Here is a 26,990-nt window from a genome sequence, read left to right on the forward strand (position 1 = left end):
ATTGCGAGGAGCAAAATTACATGAACACGCAGGACGCCTGCTATGCTGCCCTTGAGCGGCATTTCCTGACATACACGGAACTGGCCGCAGTGCCGGTGGAGGACAATGACGAGCCCCTGATTGCGATCGGCCCCGAGTTCTCAGGCAAAGTCCTCGCCGTAGACAGAACGATGAAAGTACACACGGGAGACCAGATCTTCGTCCGGTCGCGTGTGGTTCCGATGCTGGATGTGGCGCAACGCGCGCTCCGCGAAATCGCACAGGATTACGACCTGGAGGTTGTCTGTGGCTATCGGCATCTCGATGTGCAGCGCCAGCAATTCCAGGATCAGATCCAGCACGTGCAGCAAAGAACTCCCTCCCTGTCTGGTGAAGCGCTGAAGGAGGCGGCTCACCGTTTCTCGGCCGTACCGGAGGTAGCAGGGCACCCGACCGGCGGCGCGGTCGACGTCCGGATCATTCAATCGAACGGTCAGGCGCTCGCTATGGGCACTGAACTGGGCGAGGATTGCCCGGACACCTACGTCTTTTCGCCATTCATCAAAAGAGAGCACTGGCGCAATCGACAGACGCTCAGGTTCTGCATGCTTCGCGCCGGCTTTGCGCCATTTGACGGCGAATGGTGGCATTTCTCATTCGGGGACCGCGAATGGGCGCGCTATTTCGACAAGGACAGAGCGATCTACAGCCAGCTCAGTTTCTCCATGGATAAGGGCGCGGAGACGACCTCTCGTTGATTGCCGCTGGAACTGGAAGCCTGCTCGCCTCGGAGCGGGCTCCATCCTGTATTAACGTCCTGCGACGGCAGAACCTGTTTGCTCGCTAGCGAACCCAAAAGAGCGCCGCCGCGCCGATCCTTCCAAGGACCTGTCATGACCGCTTCCACACTGCCGTTCTCAAACCTTCGCCGTGCCGGCGATACAGTCTACCTCTCGGGCGAACTCGGCTTCGATGACACTGGAAAAATCTCCGGCGACATTGTGCAGCAAACCCAAAACGTTCTGCGGCGGATCGAGGCCACCCTTGGCACTAGTGGATTATCGCGACGCGATATCCTCTCCTGTACCTGCTACCTGGTGCGCAAGGACGATTTCTCCGCCTTCAACCAGGTGTATCGCGCTTTCTTCAGTCACCATCCGCTGCCGGTCCGTGTCACTGTGGTTAGCGAGTTGGTCATCGACGCGCTGATTGAAATAGCTGTCATCGCTCAGGACTGTAGCGTTTGACTTGCCGATGAGTGAGTTTGCGATCCTCGGCGCCGGCATCGTCGGTGTGACGACAGCACTTGCCCTGCAAGAAGGCGGGCATGAGGTCATCATCATTGACCGTCGGCAACCGGGCAGGGAGGCAAGCTACGGAAACGCCGGGATTGTCCAGCTCGAAGTGATGGAGCCCTATGCATTTCCGCGGGCCGCGCTTGATGTACTGCGTCTGGCACTCGGGTTGGGCAACGACGTCAGGTACCAGCTGGCGGCTCTGCCCTCCGCGGCACTGCCACTCGCGCTCTACTATCTCAACTCTGCCCCGATAAGATATCGGACAATTTCCCAAATCTATAGGCAGTTGATTGGCCACTGCGCCGCGGACCACGACAAGCTGATTGCCGGAGCCGGCGCAGAACACTTGTTCGTCAGACGCGGCTACATCCAGATGCATCGCGAGGCCCGTGAGCTCGATACGGACGCCGCGCAGGCGGAACGCTACAGAAAGGACTTTGGTGTTCAGTCGCGCATCTTGACCAATCAGGCGTTGAGAGGTGAGGAGCCCTGCCTGAAGAGGGATTTCGCGGGTGCCGTGCATTGGCAACAAAGCAGAAGTTGTGTTGATCCGGGCGGGCTCGTCGCGACGTATGCAGCGCTTTTTCGCCGCCGCGGCGGCACCCTGCTGGAAGAAGAAGTGCGGTCACTGACGCAGCCTGCTTCCGGCTGGCACGTCCACTTGCGGAACGGGCGGCGCCTGGCCACTGAAAACATCGTCATTGCGCTCGGTGCCTGGTCGCCATCCCTCCTCAGGCCGTTGGGCGTTTCCATGCCCATGATACGCAAGCGGGGCTACCACAGGCACTACAAAGCCGATCGCCTTCCAGGCAGGCCGTTGTTCGATGTTGCCGCTGCGGCCCTCTATTGCCCCATGAGTCAAGGGCTTCGACTGACCACGGGCGCCGAGATTGCCCGCTTCGCGTCGACCAAGACGCCTTGGCAACTGGCCCGAGCCGAACGTATGGCGCGCGAGGTGATCGATTTCGGTGAAGCCGTCGAGCCTGAGCCCTGGGCAGGTTGGCGGCCATGCATGCCAGACATGCTTCCGGTAGTTGGCGCCGTTCCCAAAATCCCCGGTCTCTGGTGCAATTTTGGTCACGGCCATCAGGGATTTACCCTTGGACCCACAAGCGCCCGGCTATTCTCGGAACTGGCGGGCGGCAGGGCCGAAGATCAGGTGACTCAGGCTGCCCCTGTGCGATATCTCTGAACAACGGGGTAGCGGTTGCGCCGGATACCGCTTAGATCGAGCCCGCTTCGCATTGGAATGCGAATTCTCAAACCTCACCTCCTTCCAGATTCCGCCGGTATCACCGCGGAGCCCAGATGTGCTCCTGGGCCTCCGACCGGTCGTGTTGTCGGGGACTTCAACGAGTCACGTCCCAGTGCGATTACTTCGCCGATGCCTGCATCGCACTGAACAGATCGACCACGCTTTGCGGTGCGGTGTCGTCAAAAAACCGCTTTAGGTTCTGCTCGGCTTCTTGGGCCACCTTGCCGCTTCGTGGGAAGAGTCTCTTTTCGTAGACAGTGAGTGCGGCTTCGATCTCATCAGGATAGGCAAGGAGCGCCTGGGCAAGCTCCGCGCCATCAAGCATGGCGAGGTTCGCGCCTTCGCCAGAGAATGGGGACATCAGATGCGCGGCATCGCCGAGTAAAGTTGCGCCTCGCACCCGGCTCCAGCGATGACTAACCGGGAGCGCATAGATCGGTCGAAGCACTGGATCGGTGTCGCAGTCCGTGATGAGGGCAGTCAGCTGCGGAGCCCATCCTTCGAATTGCCCGGCGATATGAGCCAACCCAGCTTCAGCGTCACTGAAACCGATCGAAGCGATCCAGTCTTCCGGTTTGTTCAAGGCGACGTAGACATGCAGACTTCCGTCGGCATTGCGATGCGCCAGGATACCTTTGCCGGGCGCAACGGCCATCAGCGTGCCGCTGCCGATCGCCTCTGCGCTCGCCTTGTGGCGCGTGTCGCCATCGAAAAGGAATGTCTCGACGAAACACGTTCCTGTGTAGGCCGGCTTTGAATCAGAAAGCAGTGGACGGACCTTCGACCACGCGCCATCAGCCCCAATGATAAGGTCGCAGGTCACCTTTGAGCCGTCCATGAAGGTGATCTCATGGCGATTGTCGTCGGTAGCTGCCACGGACGTGACCTTATGGTCCCAATGGATCATATCGGCCGGGATCGAATCGATCAGCATCTTGCGAAGCTCGCCCCGGTCCACTTCAGGACGCTCGCCGCTGTGGCTGCCCGGCCTGTCGAACAAGATATGACAGTCCTTGTCGACAATCCGTTTTGCATCTTCGCCAGGACGGACGAGCTGAAGAAACGAGTCAAACAGACCTGCGGATTTGAGGGCGAGCTGACCGTTATATGCGTGAATGTCGAGAAGTCCCCCCTGCGCTCTCGAGGCAGAGGAGGCGTCGGCTTCATAGAGCGTGGCTGAAACGCCATGGACATGAAGAACGCGGGCAAGCGTGAGGCCACCAAGGCCCGCACCAATGATTGCAATACGATTTCGCATTTTTAGCGCTCCAATGCATCCGTCGGAATGACGGTTGCCATGAGCCCGACTTCTCGTCGGGCGGTTACTCTCGGAGACGCTAGCCGAACCGTGCTGTGCACAGTTGACGTGTACTCGACTGCCTGACGAAGGTGACAATGGTCAGGCAGTTGTTTTTCGCGACGGAGCCTAGGATAGGTCGGCTCCTTGCACGAAACAAGGTCCCGCTTCCCAGAAGCCACCCCGGTTTGTAGAAGGCCTTTCGCAGCCAATGTCCCGCAATGGCGCGCTTGAAAGACAGGACAAAGGCTGGTCGGTCTACGACCTGACACGACTCCGATTATCAGGAGGAGCCGTTTTCCGCGTCCATTTCCGCCATATCCTGGAACCTGTCGGCAATCCTGGCGTGAACGCGTCCGCCGTTGGCTGCACCAATGGCAACCAGCACTTCATCGGCACCCGGTGCATCGGCGATCTGGAAGTTCGCGGTGATGAAATGCGAGCGCCTCCCGTTCTCGCTCTTGTGCATCATTGGCAGTGACAACAACGCCCCCGCGGCATTTCTAGTGTTGCAGAATTCGAGATAGGTGGTGCCGCCGACGGCATCGCGGAACAGATTGCCAAAGCGCAGCGTGTGGATCAGTGCCGAGGCATGTTCGATCTCGCCATTGAGGCCGACAGCCGCAGCCTTGCCGTAGGATTCGATCTCCGCCGTCGGCATCAGTGCAATCAGCCGTCGGGTCAGTTCGGCGCCGAGCCTGGGGGCGATGTCGATGATCTCGGGGCGAAGGTTTTCGACGAAGCCCCGTCCCATCCACGGGTTCTTCAACACGGCGGCGACGACGATCGATGTGACCGGTTTGCCAGCGACCTTGCCGCCCTCGATCAGAACCTCGTCGATGAAGGTGCAGACTTTCCTGATTTCCATTCGCGCCAACGGTCCTTCCTGCCCAAACTCGAAAGGGCCAGGCTAGGAAGGCGCGCACCACGCGTCTTCCTCTGCTTCAGAGGAAAAACCGGATGTCTCGCTCTCGGAAGACGTGTAGCTTCACTCGGCCGCGAATTGCTTATATCGGCGCTCGCAGTGCCAACAGGAACAGATCGGTCAGCCGGAACAGTCGCACCAGTGAACCATCAGTCGCAAATCCTGTCGTTACGCGACGCCGCCAGCCTGATCAACTCAGGCGGCGATCTCAGCACGGTGTTGCGTGATCTGGTGCTGGCCGCCTGCCGGCATGCCGGATGGACGATGGGGTCGATCATGAGCATCGACGCACCGCATGGCCATGCTTACGTGATCGTTCGCCATGACCCGACCTTGATCCAGCGGTCGCTCCCCGACCGCTGGGAACTCGCCACCAGTCCGTCGATCGTCGCCCTGCAACGCAACGAGGCCGTCTATATCAGGGATGCCCGGGTCTCGGAGGAGTTTCCTGGCTATCGCATAGAGGCTTTCGAACGCGACTACCGCAGCGTTCTGGTAATGCCGATGAGTTGCGTCGACGAGGCCGGAAGGCCGATGGTGCTCAGCGTCATCTCGCGAGAGATCATGGACGTCAGCGCCGACGATCTCGCCTTCATCGGGATGATCGTCCATCTCGGTGAAATCGCTGTCGAGAAACAGCACAAGCTGCGCGAGGAGAAGCGTGCATCGGAACGGCTCCAGCAGGCGCTCCAGGCACACACGTCGCTGCTGCAGCAGGCCTTGGCCGAAAGCTCGATGCCTTCGCTTGCAGGCAGGATCGCAGCACTTGTGCCCAACCCCGTCGTCGTGGTCGATTTCACCGCCAACCTGATCGTCGCCAGCCGCTCACCGAGCGAGAAGCATTTCGACGACGCGGCCTGGCAGCTTGCCGCCAGCACCAGCCTGCACCGGCAGATCATGAAGGTCGCGCGGTCGGCGGTGGATCAGCCGCACAGCGAGGCTCATACATTCTTCCTCGACGACGGCATGCGCCGTCTGCGTCTCACCGCGAAGATCGAACCGTTGAGCGTTGATGCCGAGGCTGTCGGGGCAATGGTCATCTTCACCATGCAGGAGCCCTTCAGCCAGCTCGACCTGCTCCTGCTCGACAGCGCCAAATTCGCGCTCAGCGTCCAGATGATGCGCAGCTTCATCCGCTTCCGATTCGAGACACGCACGCTGACGGAGTTGTTCATGGAGGTGGTCGAGCATCGCTGGCACGACCCCGCCGATGTAATGCAGCGGGCGCAGCGGCTTGGCGTAGGGCTGGCATCACCAAAGCAGATGATCCTCATCGATCTGCCTGAAGCCGCCCAAAGCAGCGCCGGACGTCTGGTCGATCCGCATCATGCGGTGATCCGGTTGCTGCAGCAGAACTCGGTCGCGGCTGACATCATCGTCGTCGACAATGGCCTCGTCTGCCTGATCCCGGCTGAGCTGGGCGAAGACAGGAACCGTATCGCCAAGCTGCTGCGCAAGGTTGCCGAGGAACTGGGGCGCCAATTCGGCCAGGAACCGTTCGTCGTTCTTTCCGGTCTCTGCACCAAACTTGCGGACTATCCCCCGGCATGGGATCGCTGCCGGCGCATGATCCGTATCGGACGCTCGTTCGGCCGGACCGGCGTCTTTGCCAGCCAGGATTTCGGCCCGCTGCCGATGCTGATCGCGGCCGCCGAGGTGGAGGATGTGCGGAGCTTCGTGCAGGACAGTGTCGGCGCCATCGCCGATCACGATCGCCAGCACGGCACCCCCTATATGGAGACGTTGTTCTCTTATCTGCGCGAAGGCTGCCGCAGCCAGGCCTGCGCTGATGCGATGGGGCTGCACGTGACCACCTTGCGGTACCGGCTGGCGCGCATCCAGGAACTGTTCGGTGTCGATCTCGATACCCCTGAGCGGCGCTTTGCTTTCGAGCTCGCCATCCGCTTGCGCGAGGTCATCGACAACCGCGATTCGGTCGAAAGATAGCATCGTTCCAGCCTCCGCCGTGCGGACTGTTTCCAGCTTGGGTATCTTCCCTGCCGTTTGCGTTGTTGTCCGCGATCCTTGCTCGCAAACACAGCAGCCTCTCTGCCTACTGTTCCTATCAACAGAAGGAAGAACGGCTGCAGGTCAGCGGCTAACGTCTCGCGCAATACGAAGAGGGAACACGAGGCCAGATGCTGACGACTCCACAGCCAACGATCGATCCGATTGCACTGAGAAGGGCATTCGGAACCTTCGTGACCGGCGTCACAGTCATCACCACCCGCGACGCCGATGGCACGCCGCGCGGCATGACGGCCAACTCCTTTACGTCGGTCTCGCTTGATCCGCCGCTGCTTCTGGTTTGCGTCGGCAAGGCCGCTGCCAGCTATGCCGCGTTCAACGCGTCCGACTCCTTCGCGGTCAATCTTTTGCATGAGGGGCAGACTGACGTCTCGGCGGTCTTCGCCTCGAAGGCGCACGACAAGTTCGGCTCGATCAGCCATGACCGTGTCCACACCGGGGCGCCGATCCTCAACGAATGCCTGACCTGGTTCGACTGCACCGTGCACAACCGCGTCGATGCCGGCGACCATGTCGTTCTCATTGGCGCCGTGCAGGCGTTTGGCACCAGTCCGTCGGCACCGCTCGGCTTTTGCCGCGGACGCTATGCCGCGGTGAAGGATCCACTGCCACCGGGCTGGCTTGCTTCCCACTCGATGATCGTCGGCTATTTGATCGAAGCCGAAGGCAACATCCTGTTGCGCGCCGACGGCAAGGGCGGCTGGGTGCTGCCCAGCGCCAAGAGCCGCAAGGCGGAAAACGAACTCAAGCTCGAAGGCGGCGACGCACTGACGCTGCTTCCGGATGAGACGTTTCTTTATTCCGTCTTCGATGTCGCCGACAGCGATCCCGGCTACCTCATCTATCGCGCCCGGCTCTCCGGCGCTTCCGCCGCCCTCACATTGCCCGCGGGATTCAAGTTCTTTCCGCTGGCGGACCTTCCCTACGAAGACATTCCGGCGCGCGAAATCCGCGCGCTGCTGCGCCGCTACAGCCGTGAGCGGCACGACGAGCGCTTCAGCATCTACATGGATTCGGGCGATGGCGGGCGTCTCGCCAGCATTGATGGCGGTTCGAAGCCATGGATGCAAAGCCCCAAGGACGCCGAACAGGAACAGCCATGAAGACGTCAGTCAAATCGATCGAGAATTCCCGCCAGCAGCTGTTCATTGGCGGCGGTTTCGTCGCACCGAAAGGCGGGCAATATATTCCAAGCTACGATCCAACGACCGCCAGGTCCTGGTATGAACTGGCCGAGGCCGACGCATCCGATGTCGATGCCGCTGTGGCCTCTGCGCGAGCAGCCTTTGCCGATCCGGCTTGGCGCCGCATGACCCAGACCGACCGCGGGAAGCTCGTCTATCGCCTGGCGGAACTGGTGTTCGAACATGCCGACGAGCTGGCGCTGATCGAGACACGCGACAATGGCAAGCTGCTCAAGGAGATGCGGGCGCAGATGCGCGCCATGCCGGACTCCTACAGCTATTTCGCCGGGATGGCCGACAAGCTGCTGGGCGACACGATCCCCGTCAACAAGCTCGACATGCTCAATTTCAATATGCGCGAACCGCTCGGCGTCGTCGGCATGATCACGCCATGGAATTCACCGCTGATGCTGCTCACCGGCACGCTGGCGCCGTGCCTTGCCATCGGTAACACCGTTGTCATCAAGCCGTCCGAACACGCCACCGCCTCGACGCTGGCGCTGGCCGAACTGATCATGGAAGCCGGCTTCCCCGCCGGCGTCGTCAATGTCGTGACCGGCACGGGCACCAGCGCCGGCGACGCGCTGACGCGTCATCCCGACATCGCCAAGATCGTCTTCACCGGCAGCACGGCCACCGGCCGGCGGATCGCCACCAACGCGGCCGCAAACCTGGTTTCGTGCCAGATGGAGCTTGGCGGGAAATCACCTCAGGTCGTCTTTGCCGACGTCGACTTGGACCATGCCGTCAACGGCGTCGTCTCCGGCATCTTCGCGGCCGCCGGCCAGAGCTGCGTTGCCGGATCGCGCTGCTTCGTCGAGGCCAGTATCTATGACCGTTTCGTCGACGCGCTGGTCGAGCGCGCCAAGCGGGTCAGGGTGGGCCACCCCCTGAATGACGATACCGACATGGGTCCGCTGGCGCTGTCGGCACAACTTGCCAAAGTTGAAAGCTACGTCGCCTCGGGCGTCCATCAGGGGGCGAAGATCGCGGCCGGTGGCCGCAGACCGCAATCGGCCGAGCTCGCGGAAGGCTGGTATTTCGAGCCAACCGTCATGGTCGACGCCCGCAACGACATGGACTTCATGCAGGAGGAAATCTTCGGTCCGGTCGTCGGCGTCATCCCCTTCTCGTCGGAAGAGGAGATGACCGCGCTCGCCAACGACACGCGCTACGGGCTGTCCTCCGGCATCTGGACCAAGGACATCGACCGCGCGCTGCGCTTTGCCCGCAATGTCGATGCCGGAACCGTCTGGATCAACACCTATCGCGCCTCGTCCTTCATGTCGGCCAATGGCGGCTTCAAGGAAAGCGGCTATGGCCGCAGGGGAGGCTTCGACGTGATGGAGGAGTTCTCGCGGCTGAAGAACATCATGATCGATTATTCCGGGGTCATGCAGGACCCATTTGTCATCCGCCTGCGCTGAGCATCACCCACACCGACCACAAAGGACGGGACAACAGAAATGAAATTTGCAGTGTCGCTGACCATGGAGCGCTTCTCGCCCGACATGCCGATGTCGAAGGTGAAGAGCAATCTGCTCGAGCTGGCGCAGATGGCCGACGCGGGCGGCTTCGAGACGCTGTGGACGGCAGAGCATCATACGATCGAGTGCACCATCTCGCCCAATCCGTTGATGACCCTGACCTGGCTGGCGCAGCACACGCAGCAGATCCGGCTTGGCACCTCGACGCTGGTGGCGCCGTACTGGAGCCCGATCCGCCTGGCTGGCGAAGCCGCCCTTTGCGATCACCTGACCGGCGGCAGGCTGGAGTTCGGCATAGCCCGTGGGTCCTATCAATACGAGTTCGACCGCATGGCCGGCGGCATGCCACAGCAGGAGGGCGTCGCCTACCTCAAGGAACTGGTGCCGGCGGTGAAGAAACTGTGGGCCCATGACTATGCGCATGACGGCCACTACTGGAAGTTTCCGCTGGCCGCGGGCGTGCCCAAGCCATTGCAGACGCCGCATCCGCCGATCTGGGTGGCGGCACGTGACCCCGGCACATTCGACTGGGCCGTAGGCATCGGTGCCAACATCCTGTCGACGCCGCTTTCAGCGCCCGCGGCCGAGATTGCCGTGCTCGGCGAAAAATTTCGCAAGGCGGTCGCCGACCATCCGGAAGTGCCCCGCCCACGCCTGATGATGCAACGCCGCACCTGCATCTACGATCGCCCGGAGGACTGGGAAGTCGCAGTCCGCCACGCCATCGACTACGGGCGCTCCTTCGAGAACCTCTTCCAGAACATCGGCACGGTAAAGAACGGTTTCCCCGAGGCTGTGCCTTATGAAAGCGTCAAGGGCAAGGACAACTACAATCCGGAGAGCATCCGCAAGAACCTGATGTTTGGCACCCCAGGCGAGATCATCGAGAAGCTCGAGGATTATGAGGCCGCGGGCGTCGACCAGTACTGCCTGGGACTCACCTTCAACCTGCCGTTCGAGCTGCAGAAAAAGACGATCAGGCTGTTCGTCGATGAGGTCATGCCGCACTTCGCCACGCGGGATCGCACCAGGGTTGTCGCGGTGGGGCACTGATGGCGATGGCGACCGGTTCCTTCGTTCACGGCGATGTGGCGCTCAACTATCGTGTCGACGGGAACGGGCCACAGAAGCTGGTCTGCATCCATGGCGTCGGCTCCTATCTGGAAGCGTGGAGCGGCGTCGTCGCTCGCCTGCCGGATCAGTTCACCGTGCTCACATTTGATCTACGTGGCCATGGCGGGTCGGCGCGCATCAAGGGACGCTACGAAATTGATGACTTCGTCGGCGATACGCTGGCGCTGGCCGATCATGCTGGCTTTGCGCGCTTTCATCTTGCCGGCTTCTCGCTGGGCGGCCTTATAGCCCAACGCCTGGCACTGACCCATCCCGATCGGCTTCAAAAGCTGGTGCTGCTGGCGACCGTCGCCGGGCGCTTGCCGGAAGAACGGCAGGCGGTTCTGCGTCGTCTCGCCGCTTTGACCGCCAGCCAGCCGAGTGCGCACCATGCCGCGTCGCTCTCGCGGTGGCTTACCGAGGAGTTTCAGGAGCGCAACCCGGATGTGATCGCCGAGCTGCATCGGCGCGACGCCGAGAACGATCCTGCGTGCTACGCCGCCGCTTACCGGGTTCTGGCCGAGACGGATTTCGGCGGCATCCTCGACCAGATCAGGTCGCCGACACTGATCGTGACGGGGGAGGACGACCAGGGATCCAACACGCGCATGGCGCGTCATATGCACGACCAGATCCGCGGCTCGCGGCTCGAGATCCTGCCGGGGTTGCGGCATTCGATCCTGATCGAAGCGCCCGGGCCGGTCGCTGGCCTGATAGCGGACTTCCTGGATGACCACTCACGACGGGAAGGGGCGACCAGCCATGGATAGCAAATTGCAGAAAGCCGGCGAGGCAGTCCGCCGCAAAGTACTGGGCGACGACTATGTCGACCGCGCAATCGGCAATGCCGACGACTTCTCCAGGCCCCTCCAGGAGGTGCTCAACGAGTATTGCTGGGGCACATGCTGGACTGACGCCGCGCTCGATCTCAAGCAGCGCAGCCTGCTCAATCTCGGCATGCTTGCGGCACTGGGGCGCATGCATGAATTCGGCGTGCATTTTCGAGGTGCGATGCGCAACGGGCTTGGCGACGACGAGCTGCGGGCGGCCCTGATCCAGATCGCGGTCTATTGCGGCGTTCCGGCAGGTGTCGAGGCCTTCCGTGTCGCGCGTGCGGTGCGCGACGAAGCAAAGGCCGACACGCCATGACAAGCGTTTCGCGACCGTCGGCTTACCTTCGTTCCGAGCAATCGGCGCGGCAAACCTCCTCTGCCTCGCCGGAAGACGGCGACGGCAGTCTCATTTCTAAATTAGCAACAACAACAAGGGGAACGGTACACATGAAAACATCTCTGAAATTGGCTACATTGGCGGCTTCGCTTGCCCTGACACTGACGACGCTTCCGGCTCAGGCCGGCGCGGTGCTGGACCGTGTCGTGGCGGCCGGGACTCTCAAGGTCGCAACTGACGCCAACTGGGCGCCGCAGTCCTTCCTCAACGCCAGCAACGAGCTGGACGGCTTCGACATCGATGTCGCCAAGGAGATCGGCAAGCGCATCGGCGTCAAGGTCGAGTTCGTGACGCCGGGCTGGGACATCATCACCGCCGGAAACTGGGTCGGCCGCTGGGACATGCATGTAGGCTCGATGACGCCGACCAAGAAGCGCGCCGAAATCTTCGATTTTCCCGCTGTGTACTACTACACGCCAGCAGCGGTTGCGGTTCACAAGGACAGCAAGGCCAAATCGTTGAGCGATCTGGATGGCAAGGTTGTCGGCGCGACGACGACATCGACCTTCGAAGCCTATGCCAAGAAGGATCTGACGCTCGACGCGGCCGGCGCGCCGCCCTTCGAATACAAGCTCAACCCGAAGGAAGTGCACTCCTACGAGAACTCCACCACCGCTTTCGACGATCTGCGGATCGGTGACGGCGTTCGGCTCGATGCCGTCGTCTCCTCGCAGCCGAGCATCGTCGATGCCGTGAAAGCCGGTTATCCGATCAAGCAGATCGGCGATCCGGTGTTTTACGAGCCCCTGGCTGTCGCGATCGAACACGGTGACCCGGAATTCTCGGCCAGGATCGCCGATGCCGTGAAGGCCATGAAAGGCGACGGCACGCTGAGCACGCTCTCCAGGAAGTGGTACGGGGTCGACTACTCGGTTGTAAAATAGTCCCAACTTTCGCTGGCGGCTCGCCTGTGCGGGCCGCCGACCATCTGAAGGGACAGGCTATGCTCTACCCCGATACCGTCGAAGCTGAAGTCCTCGTGCACAAGCCGTGGTTTGTGGCGACGATGTTCGGCGTCGTCTTCGCGATCTTCCTCGCTTTCAACCTGACGTCGACGAGCTTCGGCGAATTGATGCGCCCGGTCATCGGCGAACCCGCACATAGCGGCCTCTACGGCAGGTTCGCCATCGCATTCACGATCGCGCTGCTGTTCGTTTTCAATGTCGTCCTGATCGGCTTCGCCTCGCTGCGCGTCCAGATCGCCATCGTCTGGCTGGAACTGCTGCTGCTCTTCCTTGCCTTCTTCGAAACCTTCCATCTCAGCCTGCCTTTCATCTGGGAGAAGCTGCCATTCCTGATTTCACAGGGCGTCGTCACCACCCTTTATGTCTCTGCGGTCTCCATCATCATCGCCTCCCTGATCGCCATACTGGGTGCCGTAGCCAAGCTGTCCACCAACGGCTTCGCCTATGCCATCGCAAGCTTCTACACCTCGTTCTTTCGCGGCCTGCCGCTCCTGATGCAGGTTTATCTGATCTATCTCGGCCTGCCGCAACTGGGCTTCGTGGTCGGTGCGGTTCCCGCCGGCATCCTGGCGCTCTCGCTGTGCTACGGCGCCTACATGACCGAAATTTTCCGATCGGGAATCCAGAGCATCGACCGCGGTCAATGGGAAGCATCGCGCTCGATGGGTTTTGGCTTTTCGCTGACCATGCGCCGGATCATACTGCCGCAGGCGCTTCCGGTCATCATTCCGCCGACCGGCAACCAGTTCATTTCCATGCTCAAGGACAGTTCGCTGGTCTCGGTCATCGGCGTCTGGGAACTGATGTTCCTTGCCCGCACGCTGGGTCAGAAGACCTTCCAGCACATGGAGATGCTGATTTCGGCGTCTCTCATCTACTGGATGCTGTCGATCTGCCTCGAGCTGATCCAGTCCCGCATCGAACGACACTATGCCAGGAGCAAGGTGCGATGAGCGCTGAACCCATCATTGAAGCCAGGGCCGTCTCCAAATGGTACGGCCAGTTCCATGCCCTGAAGGACATCAATCTGACGGTCCACAAAGGCGAACGCATCGTCATCTGTGGTCCGTCCGGCTCCGGAAAGTCGACACTGATCCGCTGCTTCAATCGCCTCGAATCGCATCAGGAGGGCGACATCGCCGTCAACGGCATCCATCTTCACCCAAAGATGAAGAACGTCGCCGACGTGCGCAGCAATGTCGGCATGGTGTTCCAGCACTTCAACCTGTTTCCGCATCTGACCGTGCTGATGAACTGCATGGCCGGGCCGATGTGGGTCAAGGGCGTTTCCGCCGCCGAGGCACGCAAGACCGCGCTGCAGTTCCTGGAGCGCGTGCGCATTCCCGAACAGGCGAACAAATTCCCGGTCCAGCTGTCGGGCGGCCAGCAGCAGCGCGTCGCCATTGCGCGAAGCCTGTGCATGAAGCCGGCGGTAATGCTGTTCGATGAGCCGACATCGGCACTCGACCCGGAAATGGTGTCGGAAGTGCTCGATACGATGACCGGGCTAGCGCGCGACGGCATGACTATGGTTTGCGTCACTCATGAAATGGGCTTTGCACGGGCGGTGGCCGACCGCGTCATCTTCATGGATGCCGGCCAGATAGTCGAGGAAGGCAAGCCGGACAGCTTCTTCGGCAATCCTCAGCACGATCGCACCAAGCTGTTTCTCAGCCAGATACTGAAGCACTGATACGCACATTTTGCCAAGCCAATGGCGGTGAGGGTAGTGGGTCAGTTATTCAGCGATAATGCGGACGGTCTCTGCTATGGTGGAGCGCAAGTCTCCACCCGTGCCGCCGCTCGCATCTGAAAGCGTCGGGCGCTTTCAACAGCAAGATGGTTAGGCTCCCACTCGCTGATCGGGATAAGGCTCGTTGCGGATTAGCTCGAACGTCGCTTTTACCACAAACAGCGGCGCGGTTGTACCGGCATGAACTTGCAATGCGACTTGGCGGAATGTGCCGTTCGGCATCTGGTCCTTGGCTATTTCGAGCAACGCCCTTGCTGCCTCATCTTCGGCAGAAGCTAGGGTTGGAAGGTCTGTGCCTTCCGTGTCCGGGTATGAGGTTCCATTGTCGACTAGATGGAAGAAGAAGCGGGCCATTTAGCCCTAATCGCGAACCCTCAGAAATGTTTCATTGCTACTACATCTCAATCAGGGCGTAGGCCACGCCGAAGATTGCAAGCGTTGCAGCCGCAAAAAACGCCCAGCCTTTTAAGGCGGCGCGCACATCCTCTGGCTTCGCGCCCTTCTGATTATCGTATTCGTCCATAGTAAAGACCCTGGTTCATCGGTCTGTCTTGATACCAACATCAATCGGCAGTGGGCAACCCTTCGGTGGGGTCTGTCAGGCGAACGCGCGCTTCTTATAGGAGCCGCGCACCGCCGGCTTCTCGGATTCCTTCGCTTCGATCAGGGCCACGATATCGCCAAACTCCCAAAGTTTGCCAGTCACGCCAGCGGCCATTGCCGGGGTCAGCCGCAAGGTCGCATGGATACGGCCAAAATTGTAGTACATGAAGTGAAGCGCCACGGCGTTGGCGTGAGCCTCCACCTTTTTGGAACTGGCGCCGGTGACGAGAAATGTGGCGCTGAGCCTGACTCCTGCTCGGCCTATCGCCGTGTCAGGCGGCCCTGCTTGCTGCGCCGTCGTTCGAATAGGCGGGGAAGTCCGTGTACCCCACTTCACCGTTGCGGGTGTAATAGACGGACCGGTCCGCCACAGCCAATGGCCAGCTGGCGCGGCCTGGGCATGCTCGACGTCATTGAAGCCGCCGCACCATATGAACGCGCCGGGGAACAACGCTCGCGCCTTGGCGAGCATGTCATGGTCGAGATGGCGCGCCTCGAACGTGACCGATTCCATGTTGCCGTCGGGCAGCAGCTCATAGAGCAGATGGACATAGGCCACGCCGCGGCGCCCGAGCTGCTCGACGATGTACAGGAACGTTTCCTCGACGAGCGGATCAGCGGGCATCGAACCATATACTTGCCGAACGGTGAAAGGCGAACCCCCACGCGTCCCGGGCCGAATTCCGCCACGACCGCGTCGACGACTTCCATCAGGAAGCGCGTACGATCTTCCATGCTGCCGCCGCCATAGCAGTCTGTGCGGGTGTTGAGCACCGAGTTCATGAACTGCTCGATCAGATAGCCATTGGCGGCATGGATCTCGATTCCGTCAAACCCGACCTCCCAGGCATTGGCGGCGGCTTTGGCGAAGGTTCCCACCATGGCCGTCACTTCCTCGGTGCTGAGCGGCCTCGGCATCTCTGCCGCCATGAAGCGCAACCGGCCGTCCGGTGCCGCCCTGACGATGAACCTCTTCGGTCACCGGGCGCCGGCCTGCTTTTGGGCTTCGGAGTGAATCCCGGGAATCCGCGCGTAGCCGTGGCTGGACGTGATCCACGTCGTTGACTTCGGAGATGATCAGGCCGGCGCTACCGCGCTGACCGTTATATTTGACGGTCAGTTCGTTCGGGAGGTCGCCATCTGACGGAAGGGCGCCCTCGGAGGTAGAGCCGGTTGTCGTCGTCTGCAGGGATTACCGGTCCCGCCAGCCCTCCCGCAAATCCTTTGGACGAACCCGAATAGATTGCCAACGCGACCGAGAATGCTTAACCAATAGGCTTCCATGTTGTCTCCGCTCACCGGAACCGCAATGGACTCAAACTGTGCTTGCGAGCGACGTTCTCAAATCGCGGCACGGCGTCAGGGCGCCCGACCGGTGAAAAGATCGTGGAACCGCTGCAGGTACAGCGGCCAGCCTTGATCGCTATCGACCCCACCGCGCACGCTCTCCCAGCCTTCGCCGTGGCACTCGAAATTCCTGTGCTCGATCTCAACCCTGGTCCGGTTCTCCGTCTCCGCCGTGAACCGGACTTCCCATTCGCTGGTCTTGTTCAGGTCGGACTCAATCTGCCACCGCGGGTTGATATCCCAACTCAGAACCAGCCGGCTCGGCGGATCGTAAGTCAATACACGAGCCCAGCGACACTCGCTGCCGTCGACGCCGCGATCGTAAACGTGCCCCCCAACCCAGGCTTCAAAGATCGTCTCAGCAATGGGCACTGCGAGAAGATTGTGCTCGCGAGGTTTGAACCTGCCGAAATCCTCGGTGAAGACCTTGAAGGCACGCGCCATAGATGCCTCGACGACGACGGAGTGCCTTACAGGCTCGGTAGCAGGATGCTTGCTCATACCTGGTCCTTCTTTGGAGGCTCGACGACTAGTTTGTAGCCCGCCAGGGTCTTGCTCCAGAACTGATCGACTTCCGCGCGCAGACTTGCCAGGCCGCCGGGATCGATACGATATATGCTTTCCTTGCCCGAGCGCGTGTCGGCAACAAGCCCGGCCTCCTTGAGTACCTTCAGGTGCTGAGAGACCGCTGGTCTGGTTACAGGCAGCGCACGAGCAAGTCCGCTGACCGAACAAGGCTGTTCGAGCAACAGTTCGAAGATCGTTCGTCTCGTCGAATCTCCGAGCGCAGTCCAGTAGTTCGCGTTAGTGGCCACTAACGCGAACTTAAATCGACGGGCCTTCCATGTCAACCTTGGAGTAGTCGACGGGCGGCCCGTTGACTCTGATTAAGCCGCCTTGGCGGCCCCGTCTCGTCGCGCCTCCCGGGCGAGCCGCGGCGCATGCAAAAGCGCGAGCCGATGAGAGCGTTGCAGGACGATCTTGCCAAGGACCCGGACAGCCGATGCCGAGGTCATTACTGCAACCGGCTCCGATCCTGAGCCGATGGGAGGATCAGCGCGTCGCCGCCGGGAGAAGGTGAATTGACGGATGCATTCCCCTGTTGTCTCACCGCCTCTATCAACTCATGTGTTGCTTGAGCGACCTTGGCAACGGGCAATCGGTGCACGCAGTAGACGCCGCCCGGGTTGTTGGGTTTGCACAAATGGGGAGCAACACACTGGCAAGGCAATGGCGGCTCAACCGTGCGGTAAGGCACGCCAACTGGCCCCCAGACATCTGGGGGAGTGAGCCCGTAGAGGCCCACAACTGGAGTTCCGACCGATGCGGCCAAGTGCATTGGGCCGCTCTCGTTTCCCAGGAAGATAAACGCGTCCGCAAGCAATGCTGTTAGTGTCTCAAGCGAGGCTTTGCCAACAACGCTTGCCAACGGGGAGACCGCCACATTCAGGATACGTTGCGCGATTGCGCTCTCGTCAGGTCCGCCAATCAGCAGTGACCGCAGGCCCGTCGTTTCATAAACTTCATCGATCACTGCGGCGAACCGTTCAGGTTGCCAGCACCGCCCTTCGAACCTTGCTCCGGCGTGCACCGCGACGAAAGCTTTTGCATTCAGATTGCTCTGAGCCAGAATCTGGGTCGAAGCGCCTCGTCCGATGGATGTGGGCTCAAGCCTCGGTGTCACTTCACTCAACGTTATCCCGAGCGCTCTCAGCGGCGAAAGATATCGGTACAGGTAATGCGCGCCTCCCTGGCCGAAGGTTTCAGCAAATATATTGGCAGGCTGACTTTCCCAAGATTTTAGAGGCACTTCGGGGGGATCGTATCCGACGCGCATTGGGGCGCCGATCAGCTTGTGTAGCATCCTCGATGTCTTCGAGTCGGTCAGATCGATGGTGAGATCGAATTTTCGGCGGCGGAGCTCAGCGACCAAGCTTGAATATTCCTTCAAGCGCCTGGTTAGGCTTCTACCACCACCTCGAGGGTCGAATCCGATGGCTATGTCTGCGATACCCTGGCTGACCACCAAGTCTCGCAGGCCAGGAGCGCAAAGCATGGCCATGATGGCGTGTGGGTAGGCGACGCGCAGATTTCGCATAAGCGCAGAGGTCAGAATGACGTCCCCGATGTACTTCGCCTGGATAACCAGAATGGATTTGACAGCCAGCCGATCAGCCATCGAGATATTCAGCACGTCAAAACGATGGGGCAGGATGTTGGTCATTGGGCGCGCACAAACGTCCAAGAGAGCTCATGTGCCGCTTGTGGTGATCGATGGATCGGCAGCCTTGGAACCTCCGACCCATGCACCTCTCGTTTGTTCCACAAACAAAAAGGCAATCCCACGCAGCGCTCGCTGCCTGGGAGGAGCGGAACCGGGGCCTGTCGGTCTGCGGATGGCGTGGTCATGGCGTCTGTCCCTGCCAAAGCGGCAATCCGCTTTCTCTGGCGAAGTCTCTATCTTCCGCGTAGATGGGCTCGCCTCTTCTCGCCACCCGCCGAAGCAAATCCGCATCTTCGTCGGCATGATATCGGAAGGCGTTTCGGCTATCGTATCCATGCCCGGCCTGAGACAGGGAAAACCCGCTGACCACAACCGGAGCGAAGCCGGCGAAACGCGCAAGCATGACAGCGAAAGCCCCCGTGGAGATGTTCCGGTGCCAGCCGCGGGATACGTGAAATTTGCCGCTAAGCCGCCAGACGATGTTGGCAAGCTGCCACCTGGTAAGCGCCTGCAAGGTCTCGTAACGATAATCGAAGGTGCGACAGCCGGCTTTCAGCTTGTCCTCCACGTCCGGCCAAATCGGGACGATCAGATGCTTTGCCTGCCGCCCTTTTAGCAAGTCACGCTTGTAGAAGTCCTGCTCACCTTGGCCAACCAGAATGCCGCGACGCATCAGCGCCATATCAGGAGCGGCGAGGCCAAAGGTTTCCGCCAAAATCTGGGAAGCGTTGACGGTTATAAGCGCCCAACCGGCATCATGTCCGTACGGGAGGCGAAAATTCGGCGCCGATCCCATGACCAAGGCGGGACCCGTGAGCCTGGGCAAGCGGAGGATGGGCTTTGAGAGCACGGGCAAGAGATCCGAAAGCGGAGGTTTCATGCGGGGATCTGAACCGCATTTTCCTCAAACGCACGCAGAATGCTTTCTTCTCGGCTCCACAATTCGTCCCATTGTGTGGCGCCCGACCAACCGGCAAACCAGGGACCGCCGAGCGTGTAGTGCGCCAGCGACACCTCGGCGGGGTCGAGTTCGGAAGCCGACGCCCCTACGAGGTAGTTCCATGCCAGAGGCAACTCCCCGATCTCATGATCCTCGAGCCATTTGAAGGCGTGGAGGTCACGTCCGGGCCACGTATTAAGCATTTCGTTCGTCAGTCGTTTGTTGGCGGGATGATCTAGATTCCACAAAACGACCGACGACCAGTTCTTGCGCCGATAGAACGTCTGCGTTTGTCCGTCCATCTTGACGGCTTCAGACTCGCGTTGCCGGTGCTTAACCGCCATGATCGCGTAGGAAGGATCGACCAGGTCGAGCAGCTTGACGGGATCCTGCAGAAAAAGAACGTCACAATCGCAGAACATGGCCCAGCCGCCTTGCCGCATAAACGGAACGGCAAAGCGCGATATGGCAAACTCGGTCGCCATCGGTGCCTCGGAGATCGGGCACCAGAGCCTACCGTCACGTACCTCCATCGGTCGCTTCATGATTCCTTGGGCTTCAAGGTCTTTGAGCACCAGTGGGTGGATCTGCAACGGCGTGCTTGTCCGGCGGAAGGCGCTCCATCGCGCCACCTCGAGGACTCGGGCTTCGCGTGGGTCGTACCCGATGTAGATTGGCATCATAGTGTAACTCTGCAGTTGGAAGTGAGTTTGCCCGCATTATGCAAGGTTGCGCGGCTGGCGGTAGACCCCAGGTAAATGGATCAACCCGCCGCGATGGCGATCGTGCAAGGCCAGAGCGCCACAGTCGGGATATTGTTGCAGTCAGGCCGGAGTCAAGCAACCGTGAGCGACGGTATTTCGTTTGGCTCGACGGAACATTGGCCGGGCCGGCGGCCCAAATAAAGCGAACAGATGTTATCGCGCTCGCTAGCTCCCTTTCCGTGAATGGCTTGCTGAGAATTTTGATGTCGCGAGTCCCCGGGAGTTCGGCGTAGCCCGTTGCTATAATGACGGGTACGTTCGCCACTGGCCTTTGATCGTATTCGATAGCTGCAGGCCCGTCATCTTCGGCATAGCATGATCCGTTATGACGAGGTCGAACGGCTGCTCCTCCAGCAACCTGAGGGCTGCCGCCGCAGAATGCGCCTCCGCGACAGTATGGCCGAGATCCTCGAGCATTGCCGCGGTATTCAAAAGGACCAGCGCATCGTCATCCACTGCCAGAATCCGCAGCGACGCCGTCTCAATGGCTTCCTCGGCAAGAACATCCGGCCCGCGCGCGACTTCCGAGCTCGCGGTTGCGATCGGCAGCCATAGTTCCGCTGTGGTTCCGGTTCCCCTGGAGCTCTTGAGCACTAGGCACCCGCCCATTTGCTCTGTCATCCCATGCACCATGGACAGACCGAGACCCGTACCTTTGCCAGCGCCTTTTGTGGTGAAAACGGTTCCGTCGCCCTTCGTCCATTCCTTCGCCACTGTCGGCTGCCGAGAGGCAGACATAATGGCCGGGAGCCAAGCCAGCACCATTGCTTTCGCCGACCTGTTCCATCCGGGCGGAAATGATGATCGGCCCACCATCAGGCATGGCGTCACTGGCGTTGACACACAGGTTGAGCAAGGCAAGTTCGATCTGACTTTCATCGATCATTACATGATCGAGCGAGAGCGGAAATTTCGTTTCTATGATCGCCCTTGAGCCAAGCGACCGCTCCAGCAATTCTCTCATTCCCTGGATTTAGGCCAATTAGGTCGACAGGCTTTGGATCGAGTTGCTGCCGCCAGGCAAAAGCCAGCATGCGCTGCGTCAAGGACGCTCCCCGTCGCGCCCCGAGCACCGCGTTGTCGAGAAGACGCAGCAATTGTGGATCGTCGGGAAGTCGTTTGCGGAGCAGCTCGAGACTTCCCGAAATCGCCATCAGCAAATTGTTGAAATCGTGGGCGACGCCGCCCGTTAGCTTGCCGATCGCATCCATTTTCTCCTGCGCCTTCTTCCGCTCCGTAATGTCGCGTGTGATCTTCGCGAACCCCAGGAGTTCGCCATCCTCGTGCCGAATGGGCGTCGATGACCACGTGGGACCAGAACGCAGTGCCGTCTTGCGTATACGCCAGCCTTCGCGCTCAACTCGCCCTTCACGGGCGGCGATCTCCAGGGCACTTTGCGGACTGCCCCGCTCACGGTCCTTGAGAGTATAGAATTGCGAAAAGTGCTTGCCGATTAATTCATCTGCCGAATAACCCTTGATGCGTTCCGCACCCGCATAATGCGCTGACCCTTGGCGTTGAACAGATGCAACTGGGTGAGGTCCGGCGCCAGGAAAACCTTCTGGCCCGGCATCACGGAAATCCGCTCGCGCAGCAACGCGCTCAGCGTGTTGTTGCCGGCTTTGGCCATGACAAGGGTTTCCGCGCCGGTCGGCTCGACCACTTCGACCACCGCCGGCACGCCGCTGTCTGAGAGCTTGAGATGTTCGGGCCGGATGCCCCAGGCAAGCGCACTTTCGCCCTGTCCCAACGCAGGCAGCGGAAATACCGTGCCGTCGCTGGCGACAAAACCGTCCGTAGTGGTGCGGCCGTCCAGGATGTTCATCGACGGCGAGCCGATGAACTGGGCAACGAACAGATTGGCCGGCCGGTCGTAGAGATCGAGCGGGGCGCCGACCTGTTCGACGATGCCGCCATTCATGACGACGATCTTGTCGGCCATAGTCATGGCTTCGACCTGGTCGTGGGTGACGTAGACGATGGTGGTTCCCAGGCGCTGGTGCAGCGCCTTGATTTCGGCGCGCATCTGCACGCGCAGCTTGGCGTCGAGGTTGGAGAGTGGCTCGTCGAACAGAAAGACCTTCGGGTCGCGCACGATAGCGCGGCCCATGGCGACACGCTGGCGCTGCCCGCCGGAAAGCTGGCGCGGATAACGATCCAGCAAGTCCTGCAGTCCGAGGATCGTCGCGGCACGCGCAATCTTGGCGTCGATCTCGCTTTTATCGATCTTCTTCAGCGTCAGTGCGAAGGCCATGTTCTCACGCACCGTCATGTGCGGGTAGAGCGCATAGTTCTGGAAGACCATGGCGATATCGCGCGATTTCGGCGCGACATCGTTGATGATCTTGCCTTCGAGCGCGATCTCGCCGGCGCTGATGTCTTCCAGGCCGGCGATCATCCTGAGCAAGGTCGACTTGCCGCAACCGGACGGGCCAACCAGGATGACGAATTCGCCCGACGCGATGTCGACGGACACGCCGTGGATGACCTTCGCCTTGCCATAGGCCTTATCGACACCTGATATGGTGAGCGCACTCATTGGTATTTTCCTTAGAAAGAGACCTTGTCGCCGCCCTTGAGCTGCAAGATCTGCCGTGCCTCGTCAGGGGTGGCGACCGAAGCGCCAAGCCCTTCGATGATCTGGCGTACCTTGCGCACCTGCTCGGCATTGGATTTCGCCAGTTGGCCCTTGCCGATCCAGAGCGAGTCCTCCAGCCCGACGCGCACATTGCCGCCGAGCGCAATGGCCTGGGTGGCGATCGGCAGCTGGCTGCGGCCGGCGCCCAGCACCGACCAGTGGTAGTCCTGTCCAAACAGCCGGTCGGCGGTGCGCCTCATATGCGCGACATCTTCCGGATGGGTGCCGATGCCGCCCAATATGCCGAACACGCTCTGGACGAAGAACGGCGCCTTGACCAGGCCGCGCTCAACGAAATGGGCGAGCGTGTAGAGGTGGCCGATGTCGTAGCACTCGATCTCGAAACGCGTGCCGTTTTGCGCGCAGGTGCGCAGGATGTGCTCGATGTCGCCAAAGGTGTTGCGGAAGATGCGGTCGCGCGAGCCTTCGAGATAGGGGCGTTCCCAGTCATGCTCGAAGGTCTTGAAGCGCTCCAGCATTGGGTAGAGGCCGAAATTCATCGAGCCCATGTTGAGCGATGCAACTTCCGGCGCAAAGGTCGCCGCCGGCTTGACCCGTTCCTCGACGCTCATTGTGGCGGCACCGCCTGTGGTGATGTTGATGACGCAGTCCGAGCGTTGCTTGATCACCTTCAGGAAGGGCGCAAACGCCTCGGTCGACTGGTCGGGCCGGCCGTCGGCGGGGTTGCGCGCATGCAGATGGACGATGGCCGCACCGGCCTCGGCCGCGCCGATCGCGGCGTCGGCGATCTCTTGCGCGCTCACCGGCAGATGCGGCGACATCGACGGCGTGTGGATCGAGCCGGTAATCGCGCAGGTGATGATGATCTTGTTCTGGTTCGCCACTTGAAAGAAACCTCGTCAGTTTGAGCGGGCTATTTGACCGCGCCTTATTTCACTGCGCCTTGGGTGATGCCGGAGATGAACTGCTTCGACAGCACGATGTAGAGCAGGGTGATCGGGAGCGCTGCCAGTGTCAGTCCGGTGAACAGCACGCCCCAGTCGGTGGTGAACTCGCCGACGAAGACGGTGAGGCCCTGCGGCAGCGTCTTGAGATTGTCCGACGTGATCAGCACCAGCGGGAAGAAGAAGTCGTTCCAGATCGGAACGGCGTTCTGGATGGCGACGATGACCAGCGCCGGCCGCGCCAGCGGCAGCATGATCGAGCGCATGATGCGAAATTCGCTGGCGCCGTCCATGCGTGCGGACTCTTCCAGTTCGCGCGGCAAGGTCCGGAGGAAGCCGGTCATGATGAACACCGCCGAAGGAATGCCCATGGCGACATAGACCAGCACCAGGCCGGCATAGCTGTCGACCAGCCCAAGCGACTCCAGCTGGATGAACAGCGGAATGATCGCCAGTTTCAGCGGCACCGTCATGCCGCTGAGGAAAAACATCAGCACCAGCGCGCTCAGCCTGAACTGGTAGCGGGCAATCGCATAGGCGGCCATGGTGCTGAACAGGAGGATCAGCGCCACTGCGGCCATGGTGATGCCGACGGAATTGGCGAGGTAGCGGACGAAATTGGTTTCGCTCCACACCCGCTCGGCATTGGCCAGCGAAAAGTGCGCCGGCAGGGCGAAGGGCGAGCTGAAGATTTCGGCGTTGGTCTTGAACGACGACATCACCATGACGAACAGCGGATAGATCATGATGACGGCGTTGATCGCCAGCATCAGCTGGATGGCGCCATTCTTCAGCAACTCGGCGGGTTGCCCGGTGCGGGCTGTCGCGCTCACAGCTCGATCTCGCGACGGCGCAGGTAGCGAAGCGCGATTGCAGTGACGCCTGCAACGATGATGAACATCATCACGGCCAGCGCGCTGCCCTGGCCGAAATCCTGGATCCCGGTCGTCGTCGAACCGAAGGCGGTGCGGTAGAAATAGAGGCCGAGCACATCTGTCGCGCCGCCGGGCGAACCGGTGAGGCCAGCCATGACATAGGGGATTTCGAACCAGTTGAAGCTGCCGATGAAGGTCAGGATGGTGACGATGGTGACGCTCGGCGCAATCAGCGGCCAGATAATCCTGGTCATCAGCACATAGTCGCCGGCGCCGTCGAGACGGGCAGCCTCGATGACTTCCTTGCTGACGCGCTGCATGCCGGCCAGCAGCACCAGGGTGGGGAAGCCGAGCCAGTGCCAGACGTTGGCGAACAGGACGCTGCCGAGTGCGGTGTGTTCGTTGCCGAGCCACGGTATGGCGCCGATGCCGACCAGCGCCAGCGTCTGGTTCACCAGGCCGAACAGCGGATGCAGGAACAGTTTCCACAGGAAGCCGACGATGACCGCCGACAGCACGACCGGAAGAAAGACGATGACCTGGTGGATACGGTGGCCGGGCAGCGCCTTCAGCAAGGCATAGGCGAGCAGGAAAGCGGTGCCGTTCTCGAACACCATCAGCGCCACGAAGGCGATGATGTTGTGCTTCAGCGCATTCCAGGTCCAGTCGCTGTAAGGCTGTTCAAACAGCACCTTGCGGAAGTTTTCGAAGCCGATGAATCCGGTCGGCTGCAAGCCGTTGAACTCATAGAAGGCAAGGCGGAAGGCTGAGAGCAGCGGCCAGAGCACGAACAGCACCATGACCACCAAGGCCGGTGTCAGCAGGGACGCGATCCAGAGTGACCGGCGCCACGGAAAGGCTTTTGTGGTGTGGCGCCGGCCGCTGTTCATGTCACTTGCCCTGGAAAGGCTTGTACCATTTGGCGAGGCCGTTGGTCAGGTCGGCGGCCAGCTGGTCCGGGGTGATCGAACCCGACATCATCTTGGTGATGTCGCCCTGCAGCAGCTCCGATCCCGTCGGTTTCTCGAAACGGAAGTAGACGACATTGATATGCGGCATGGCGGTTTCGTTCAACTTGGCGACATGGGCGAGAAGCTCGTCCTTGATGACGACGCCCTTGATCGGCGAGATGTTGCCGAGCAGAGCGGAGAACTTGTCGCCGAACTCCTTTGTGCCCATCCAGTTGACCAGCTTGAGCGCGGCCTCCTTGTTGGCCGACTTGGCGTTGACCGCATAGCCGCCGTCGAAAAACTTGGTCACCTGCGGCGTATCGCCGGCCTTGGCCACTGGCGGGGCGACGAAGTCCATGTTGATGGCCGGGTTCTGGGTGCGATAGCTGGCGATGTCGAAGCTGCCGCCGGCAAGCATCGCCGCTTTGCCGCTGATGAACAGCTGGCCGGCGGTGTCATAGTCGATGCCTTCGAAGCCGGGCGGCATGTAGTCGCGCAATTCGAGCAGCTTGCCGAGTGCGGCGACATAGCGCGGGTCCTTGAAGGTGGTCTTGCCCAACGTCAGGTCGCTGACGAAATCCTGGCCGAGGAACGGGTTGGTGAAGATGGCGACGAACATCTCGTTGAACCAGCTTGTGCCCATGCCGTTGGCGAGGGGATAAATACCCTTGTCCTTCAGCGCCTTGCTGACGGTTATGAACTCATCCCATGTGGTCGGCGGGGTCAACCCGGTCTTGGCGAAGACGTCCTTGTTGATGAACAGGCCGAGCGTCTGCGAAGCGAAGGGCAGCGAATAGACCTTCTTGTCGGCGCGATAGGTGCCGGCCACCAGCGCATCGGCGGGCTGGTTGGCGAGCGAAGGCACCGTGGTCAGATCCTGTGGTTCAAAATAGCCGGCCTTCACGAACTGCTCGAGCCAGCCATAGGCGTGGGTGTGGATGACGTCGCCACCCTTGCCCGCGGCCAGGGCCGTCGAGACGATGGTCGGATAGTTCTCGTCCGGGAAGGACTCGAACTTCACATGGATGTCCGGGTTGGCCTTGGTGAAATCGGCGAAAAGTTCGTTGTAGGCGGCCTTGTCTTCCTGGCGCCAGGTCCAGAACGAGATGTCGGTGGCATGCGCCACGCTGGCTGCCAATCCCCATGCGAAAGACGCGGCCGCGAGGGCCAGCCCAATCCTTCTCCTGCTCATGTTGCAATCTCCCAATCGCGCTTGATGCGCTTTTTACG

At 60.8% G+C, this 26,990-nt stretch carries 30 protein-coding genes and 2 pseudogenes; 13 read left to right on the forward strand and 19 right to left on the reverse strand.

The window, feature by feature from the left end; all coding sequences use genetic code 11:
- The first annotated feature begins 20 nt into the window (after positions 1–20).
- The 3 genes from AC0NIL_RS32255 to AC0NIL_RS32265 all read left to right on the forward strand — a co-directional run bounded on the left by AC0NIL_RS32255 (position 21) and on the right by AC0NIL_RS32265 (position 2,469).
- A complete protein-coding gene (locus AC0NIL_RS32255) occupies positions 21–737 on the forward strand; it encodes a M15 family metallopeptidase (protein WP_473573719.1) in 717 nt (238 codons plus the stop codon).
- Between the two features lie 135 nt (positions 738–872).
- A complete protein-coding gene (locus AC0NIL_RS32260; protein WP_063170694.1) occupies positions 873–1,226 on the forward strand; it encodes a RidA family protein in 354 nt (117 codons plus the stop codon).
- Positions 1,227–1,233: 7 nt separating this feature from the next.
- Positions 1,234–2,469: an NAD(P)/FAD-dependent oxidoreductase gene (locus AC0NIL_RS32265; protein ID WP_473573720.1), complete on the forward strand. Its 1,236-nt coding sequence runs from the start codon at positions 1,234–1,236 to the stop codon at positions 2,467–2,469.
- A 181-nt stretch (positions 2,470–2,650) separates the two neighbouring features.
- On the opposite strand, the gene AC0NIL_RS32270 is transcribed toward AC0NIL_RS32265, so the two are convergent.
- Together AC0NIL_RS32270 and AC0NIL_RS32275 are read right to left on the reverse strand one after the other, a co-directional pair.
- Positions 2,651–3,790, reverse strand: a complete 1,140-nt coding sequence (locus AC0NIL_RS32270) for an FAD-dependent oxidoreductase (protein WP_473573721.1) — start codon at positions 3,788–3,790, stop codon at positions 2,651–2,653.
- 322 nt (positions 3,791–4,112) lie between these two features.
- Positions 4,113–4,697 (reverse strand): amino acid synthesis family protein, encoded by a 585-nt coding sequence (locus AC0NIL_RS32275; protein ID WP_473573722.1) that lies wholly within the window; start codon positions 4,695–4,697, stop codon positions 4,113–4,115.
- Positions 4,698–4,895: 198 nt separating this feature from the next.
- On the opposite strand from AC0NIL_RS32275, the gene AC0NIL_RS32280 reads away from it, so the two are divergent.
- From AC0NIL_RS32280 to AC0NIL_RS32320, 9 genes are all read left to right on the forward strand, one after another.
- Positions 4,896–6,701, forward strand: a complete 1,806-nt coding sequence (locus tag AC0NIL_RS32280; protein ID WP_473573723.1) for a helix-turn-helix domain-containing protein — start codon at positions 4,896–4,898, stop codon at positions 6,699–6,701.
- Positions 6,702–6,892: 191 nt separating this feature from the next.
- Positions 6,893–7,885: a flavin reductase gene (locus AC0NIL_RS32285; protein WP_063173997.1), complete on the forward strand. Its 993-nt coding sequence runs from the start codon at positions 6,893–6,895 to the stop codon at positions 7,883–7,885.
- Positions 7,882–9,393: an aldehyde dehydrogenase gene (locus AC0NIL_RS32290; RefSeq protein ID WP_473573724.1), complete on the forward strand. Its 1,512-nt coding sequence runs from the start codon at positions 7,882–7,884 to the stop codon at positions 9,391–9,393. Before AC0NIL_RS32285 ends, AC0NIL_RS32290 begins: the two co-directional genes overlap by 4 nt.
- Positions 9,394–9,432: 39 nt before the next feature.
- Positions 9,433–10,506: an LLM class flavin-dependent oxidoreductase gene (locus tag AC0NIL_RS32295; protein WP_473573725.1), complete on the forward strand. Its 1,074-nt coding sequence runs from the start codon at positions 9,433–9,435 to the stop codon at positions 10,504–10,506.
- Positions 10,506–11,336: an alpha/beta fold hydrolase gene (locus AC0NIL_RS32300; protein WP_473573726.1), complete on the forward strand. Its 831-nt coding sequence runs from the start codon at positions 10,506–10,508 to the stop codon at positions 11,334–11,336. Before AC0NIL_RS32295 ends, AC0NIL_RS32300 begins: the two co-directional genes overlap by 1 nt.
- Positions 11,329–11,715: a carboxymuconolactone decarboxylase family protein gene (locus AC0NIL_RS32305; protein WP_473573727.1), complete on the forward strand. Its 387-nt coding sequence runs from the start codon at positions 11,329–11,331 to the stop codon at positions 11,713–11,715. Before AC0NIL_RS32300 ends, AC0NIL_RS32305 begins: the two co-directional genes overlap by 8 nt.
- 131 nt (positions 11,716–11,846) lie before the next feature.
- On the forward strand, positions 11,847–12,680 hold the full coding sequence (locus AC0NIL_RS32310; protein WP_473573728.1) for a transporter substrate-binding domain-containing protein: 834 nt from the start codon (positions 11,847–11,849) through the stop codon (positions 12,678–12,680).
- 59 nt (positions 12,681–12,739) lie between these two features.
- Positions 12,740–13,714, forward strand: coding sequence for an amino acid ABC transporter permease (locus tag AC0NIL_RS32315; RefSeq protein WP_337124031.1), 975 nt, complete (start codon positions 12,740–12,742; stop codon positions 13,712–13,714).
- Positions 13,711–14,454, forward strand: a complete 744-nt coding sequence (locus tag AC0NIL_RS32320; RefSeq protein WP_473573729.1) for an amino acid ABC transporter ATP-binding protein — start codon at positions 13,711–13,713, stop codon at positions 14,452–14,454. The genes AC0NIL_RS32315 and AC0NIL_RS32320 overlap by 4 nt, the downstream gene beginning before the upstream one ends.
- A 150-nt stretch (positions 14,455–14,604) precedes the next feature.
- On the opposite strand, the gene AC0NIL_RS32325 is transcribed toward AC0NIL_RS32320, so the two are convergent.
- The 4 genes and pseudogenes from AC0NIL_RS32325 to AC0NIL_RS32340 form a co-directional block, all read right to left on the reverse strand.
- On the reverse strand, positions 14,605–14,868 hold the full coding sequence (locus AC0NIL_RS32325; RefSeq protein ID WP_473573730.1) for a DUF6894 family protein: 264 nt from the start codon (positions 14,866–14,868) through the stop codon (positions 14,605–14,607).
- Positions 14,869–14,908: 40 nt separating this feature from the next.
- A complete protein-coding gene (locus tag AC0NIL_RS32330) occupies positions 14,909–15,037 on the reverse strand; it encodes a hypothetical protein (RefSeq protein WP_275955654.1) in 129 nt (42 codons plus the stop codon).
- A gap of 75 nt (positions 15,038–15,112) precedes the next feature.
- Positions 15,113–15,343: pseudogene (locus AC0NIL_RS32335) on the reverse strand (IS1 family transposase); the annotation flags it as partial.
- A 107-nt stretch (positions 15,344–15,450) separates the two neighbouring features.
- Positions 15,451–16,047: an oxidoreductase gene (locus tag AC0NIL_RS32340; RefSeq protein WP_473573734.1), complete on the reverse strand. Its 597-nt coding sequence runs from the start codon at positions 16,045–16,047 to the stop codon at positions 15,451–15,453.
- Between AC0NIL_RS32340 and AC0NIL_RS32345 the strand changes: the two genes are divergently transcribed.
- Entirely contained in the window at positions 15,998–16,132 is a 135-nt protein-coding gene (locus tag AC0NIL_RS32345; protein WP_281058970.1) for a hypothetical protein, read from the forward strand. The two genes, AC0NIL_RS32340 and AC0NIL_RS32345, sit on opposite strands and share 50 nt — an antisense overlap.
- Positions 16,133–16,476: 344 nt before the next feature.
- Here the strand turns inward: AC0NIL_RS32345 and AC0NIL_RS32350 are convergent, their stop codons facing one another.
- The 13 genes and pseudogenes from AC0NIL_RS32350 to AC0NIL_RS32410 form a co-directional block, all read right to left on the reverse strand.
- Positions 16,477–16,965 carry an SRPBCC family protein gene (locus AC0NIL_RS32350; protein ID WP_127367185.1) on the reverse strand — a complete coding sequence of 163 codons (489 nt, stop codon included), beginning with the start codon at positions 16,963–16,965 and terminating at the stop codon, positions 16,477–16,479.
- Positions 16,962–17,315, reverse strand: coding sequence for an ArsR/SmtB family transcription factor (locus AC0NIL_RS32355; RefSeq protein ID WP_082827621.1), 354 nt, complete (start codon positions 17,313–17,315; stop codon positions 16,962–16,964). Before AC0NIL_RS32355 ends, AC0NIL_RS32350 begins: the two co-directional genes overlap by 4 nt.
- A gap of 164 nt (positions 17,316–17,479) precedes the next feature.
- Entirely contained in the window at positions 17,480–18,688 is a 1,209-nt protein-coding gene (locus AC0NIL_RS32360; protein WP_473573731.1) for a glycosyltransferase family 9 protein, read from the reverse strand.
- A gap of 181 nt (positions 18,689–18,869) precedes the next feature.
- Positions 18,870–19,568, reverse strand: a complete 699-nt coding sequence (locus AC0NIL_RS32365; protein ID WP_063170680.1) for a hypothetical protein — start codon at positions 19,566–19,568, stop codon at positions 18,870–18,872.
- Positions 19,565–20,311, reverse strand: coding sequence for a hypothetical protein (locus AC0NIL_RS32370; protein ID WP_013525202.1), 747 nt, complete (start codon positions 20,309–20,311; stop codon positions 19,565–19,567). Before AC0NIL_RS32370 ends, AC0NIL_RS32365 begins: the two co-directional genes overlap by 4 nt.
- A gap of 321 nt (positions 20,312–20,632) precedes the next feature.
- Positions 20,633–21,106 (reverse strand): response regulator, encoded by a 474-nt coding sequence (locus tag AC0NIL_RS32375; protein WP_474048867.1) that lies wholly within the window; start codon positions 21,104–21,106, stop codon positions 20,633–20,635.
- A gap of 161 nt (positions 21,107–21,267) precedes the next feature.
- Positions 21,268–21,603, reverse strand: a complete 336-nt coding sequence (locus AC0NIL_RS32380) for a histidine kinase dimerization/phospho-acceptor domain-containing protein (RefSeq protein ID WP_245465204.1) — start codon at positions 21,601–21,603, stop codon at positions 21,268–21,270.
- A gap of 60 nt (positions 21,604–21,663) precedes the next feature.
- Positions 21,664–21,873, reverse strand: a pseudogene (locus tag AC0NIL_RS32385) (PAS domain-containing protein); the annotation flags it as partial.
- On the reverse strand, positions 21,846–22,931 hold the full coding sequence (locus AC0NIL_RS32390; RefSeq protein WP_063170677.1) for an ABC transporter ATP-binding protein: 1,086 nt from the start codon (positions 22,929–22,931) through the stop codon (positions 21,846–21,848). The gene AC0NIL_RS32390 and the pseudogene AC0NIL_RS32385, both read right to left, overlap by 28 nt.
- 11 nt (positions 22,932–22,942) lie before the next feature.
- Positions 22,943–23,875, reverse strand: coding sequence for a 3,5-dioxohexanoate:acetyl-CoA acetone transferase (gene kce / locus AC0NIL_RS32395; RefSeq protein WP_473573595.1), 933 nt, complete (start codon positions 23,873–23,875; stop codon positions 22,943–22,945).
- A 44-nt stretch (positions 23,876–23,919) separates the two neighbouring features.
- Complete coding sequence (locus AC0NIL_RS32400) at positions 23,920–24,705, reverse strand: carbohydrate ABC transporter permease (RefSeq protein ID WP_442921316.1); 786 nt, start codon at positions 24,703–24,705, stop codon at positions 23,920–23,922.
- 59 nt (positions 24,706–24,764) lie between these two features.
- Entirely contained in the window at positions 24,765–25,700 is a 936-nt protein-coding gene (locus AC0NIL_RS32405; protein WP_027161988.1) for a carbohydrate ABC transporter permease, read from the reverse strand.
- A 1-nt stretch (position 25,701) separates the two neighbouring features.
- Positions 25,702–26,952 carry an extracellular solute-binding protein gene (locus tag AC0NIL_RS32410; protein ID WP_473573596.1) on the reverse strand — a complete coding sequence of 417 codons (1,251 nt, stop codon included), beginning with the start codon at positions 26,950–26,952 and terminating at the stop codon, positions 25,702–25,704.
- Positions 26,953–26,990 lie beyond the last annotated feature (38 nt).

The organism is Mesorhizobium sp. WSM1343, from assembly GCF_055901535.1.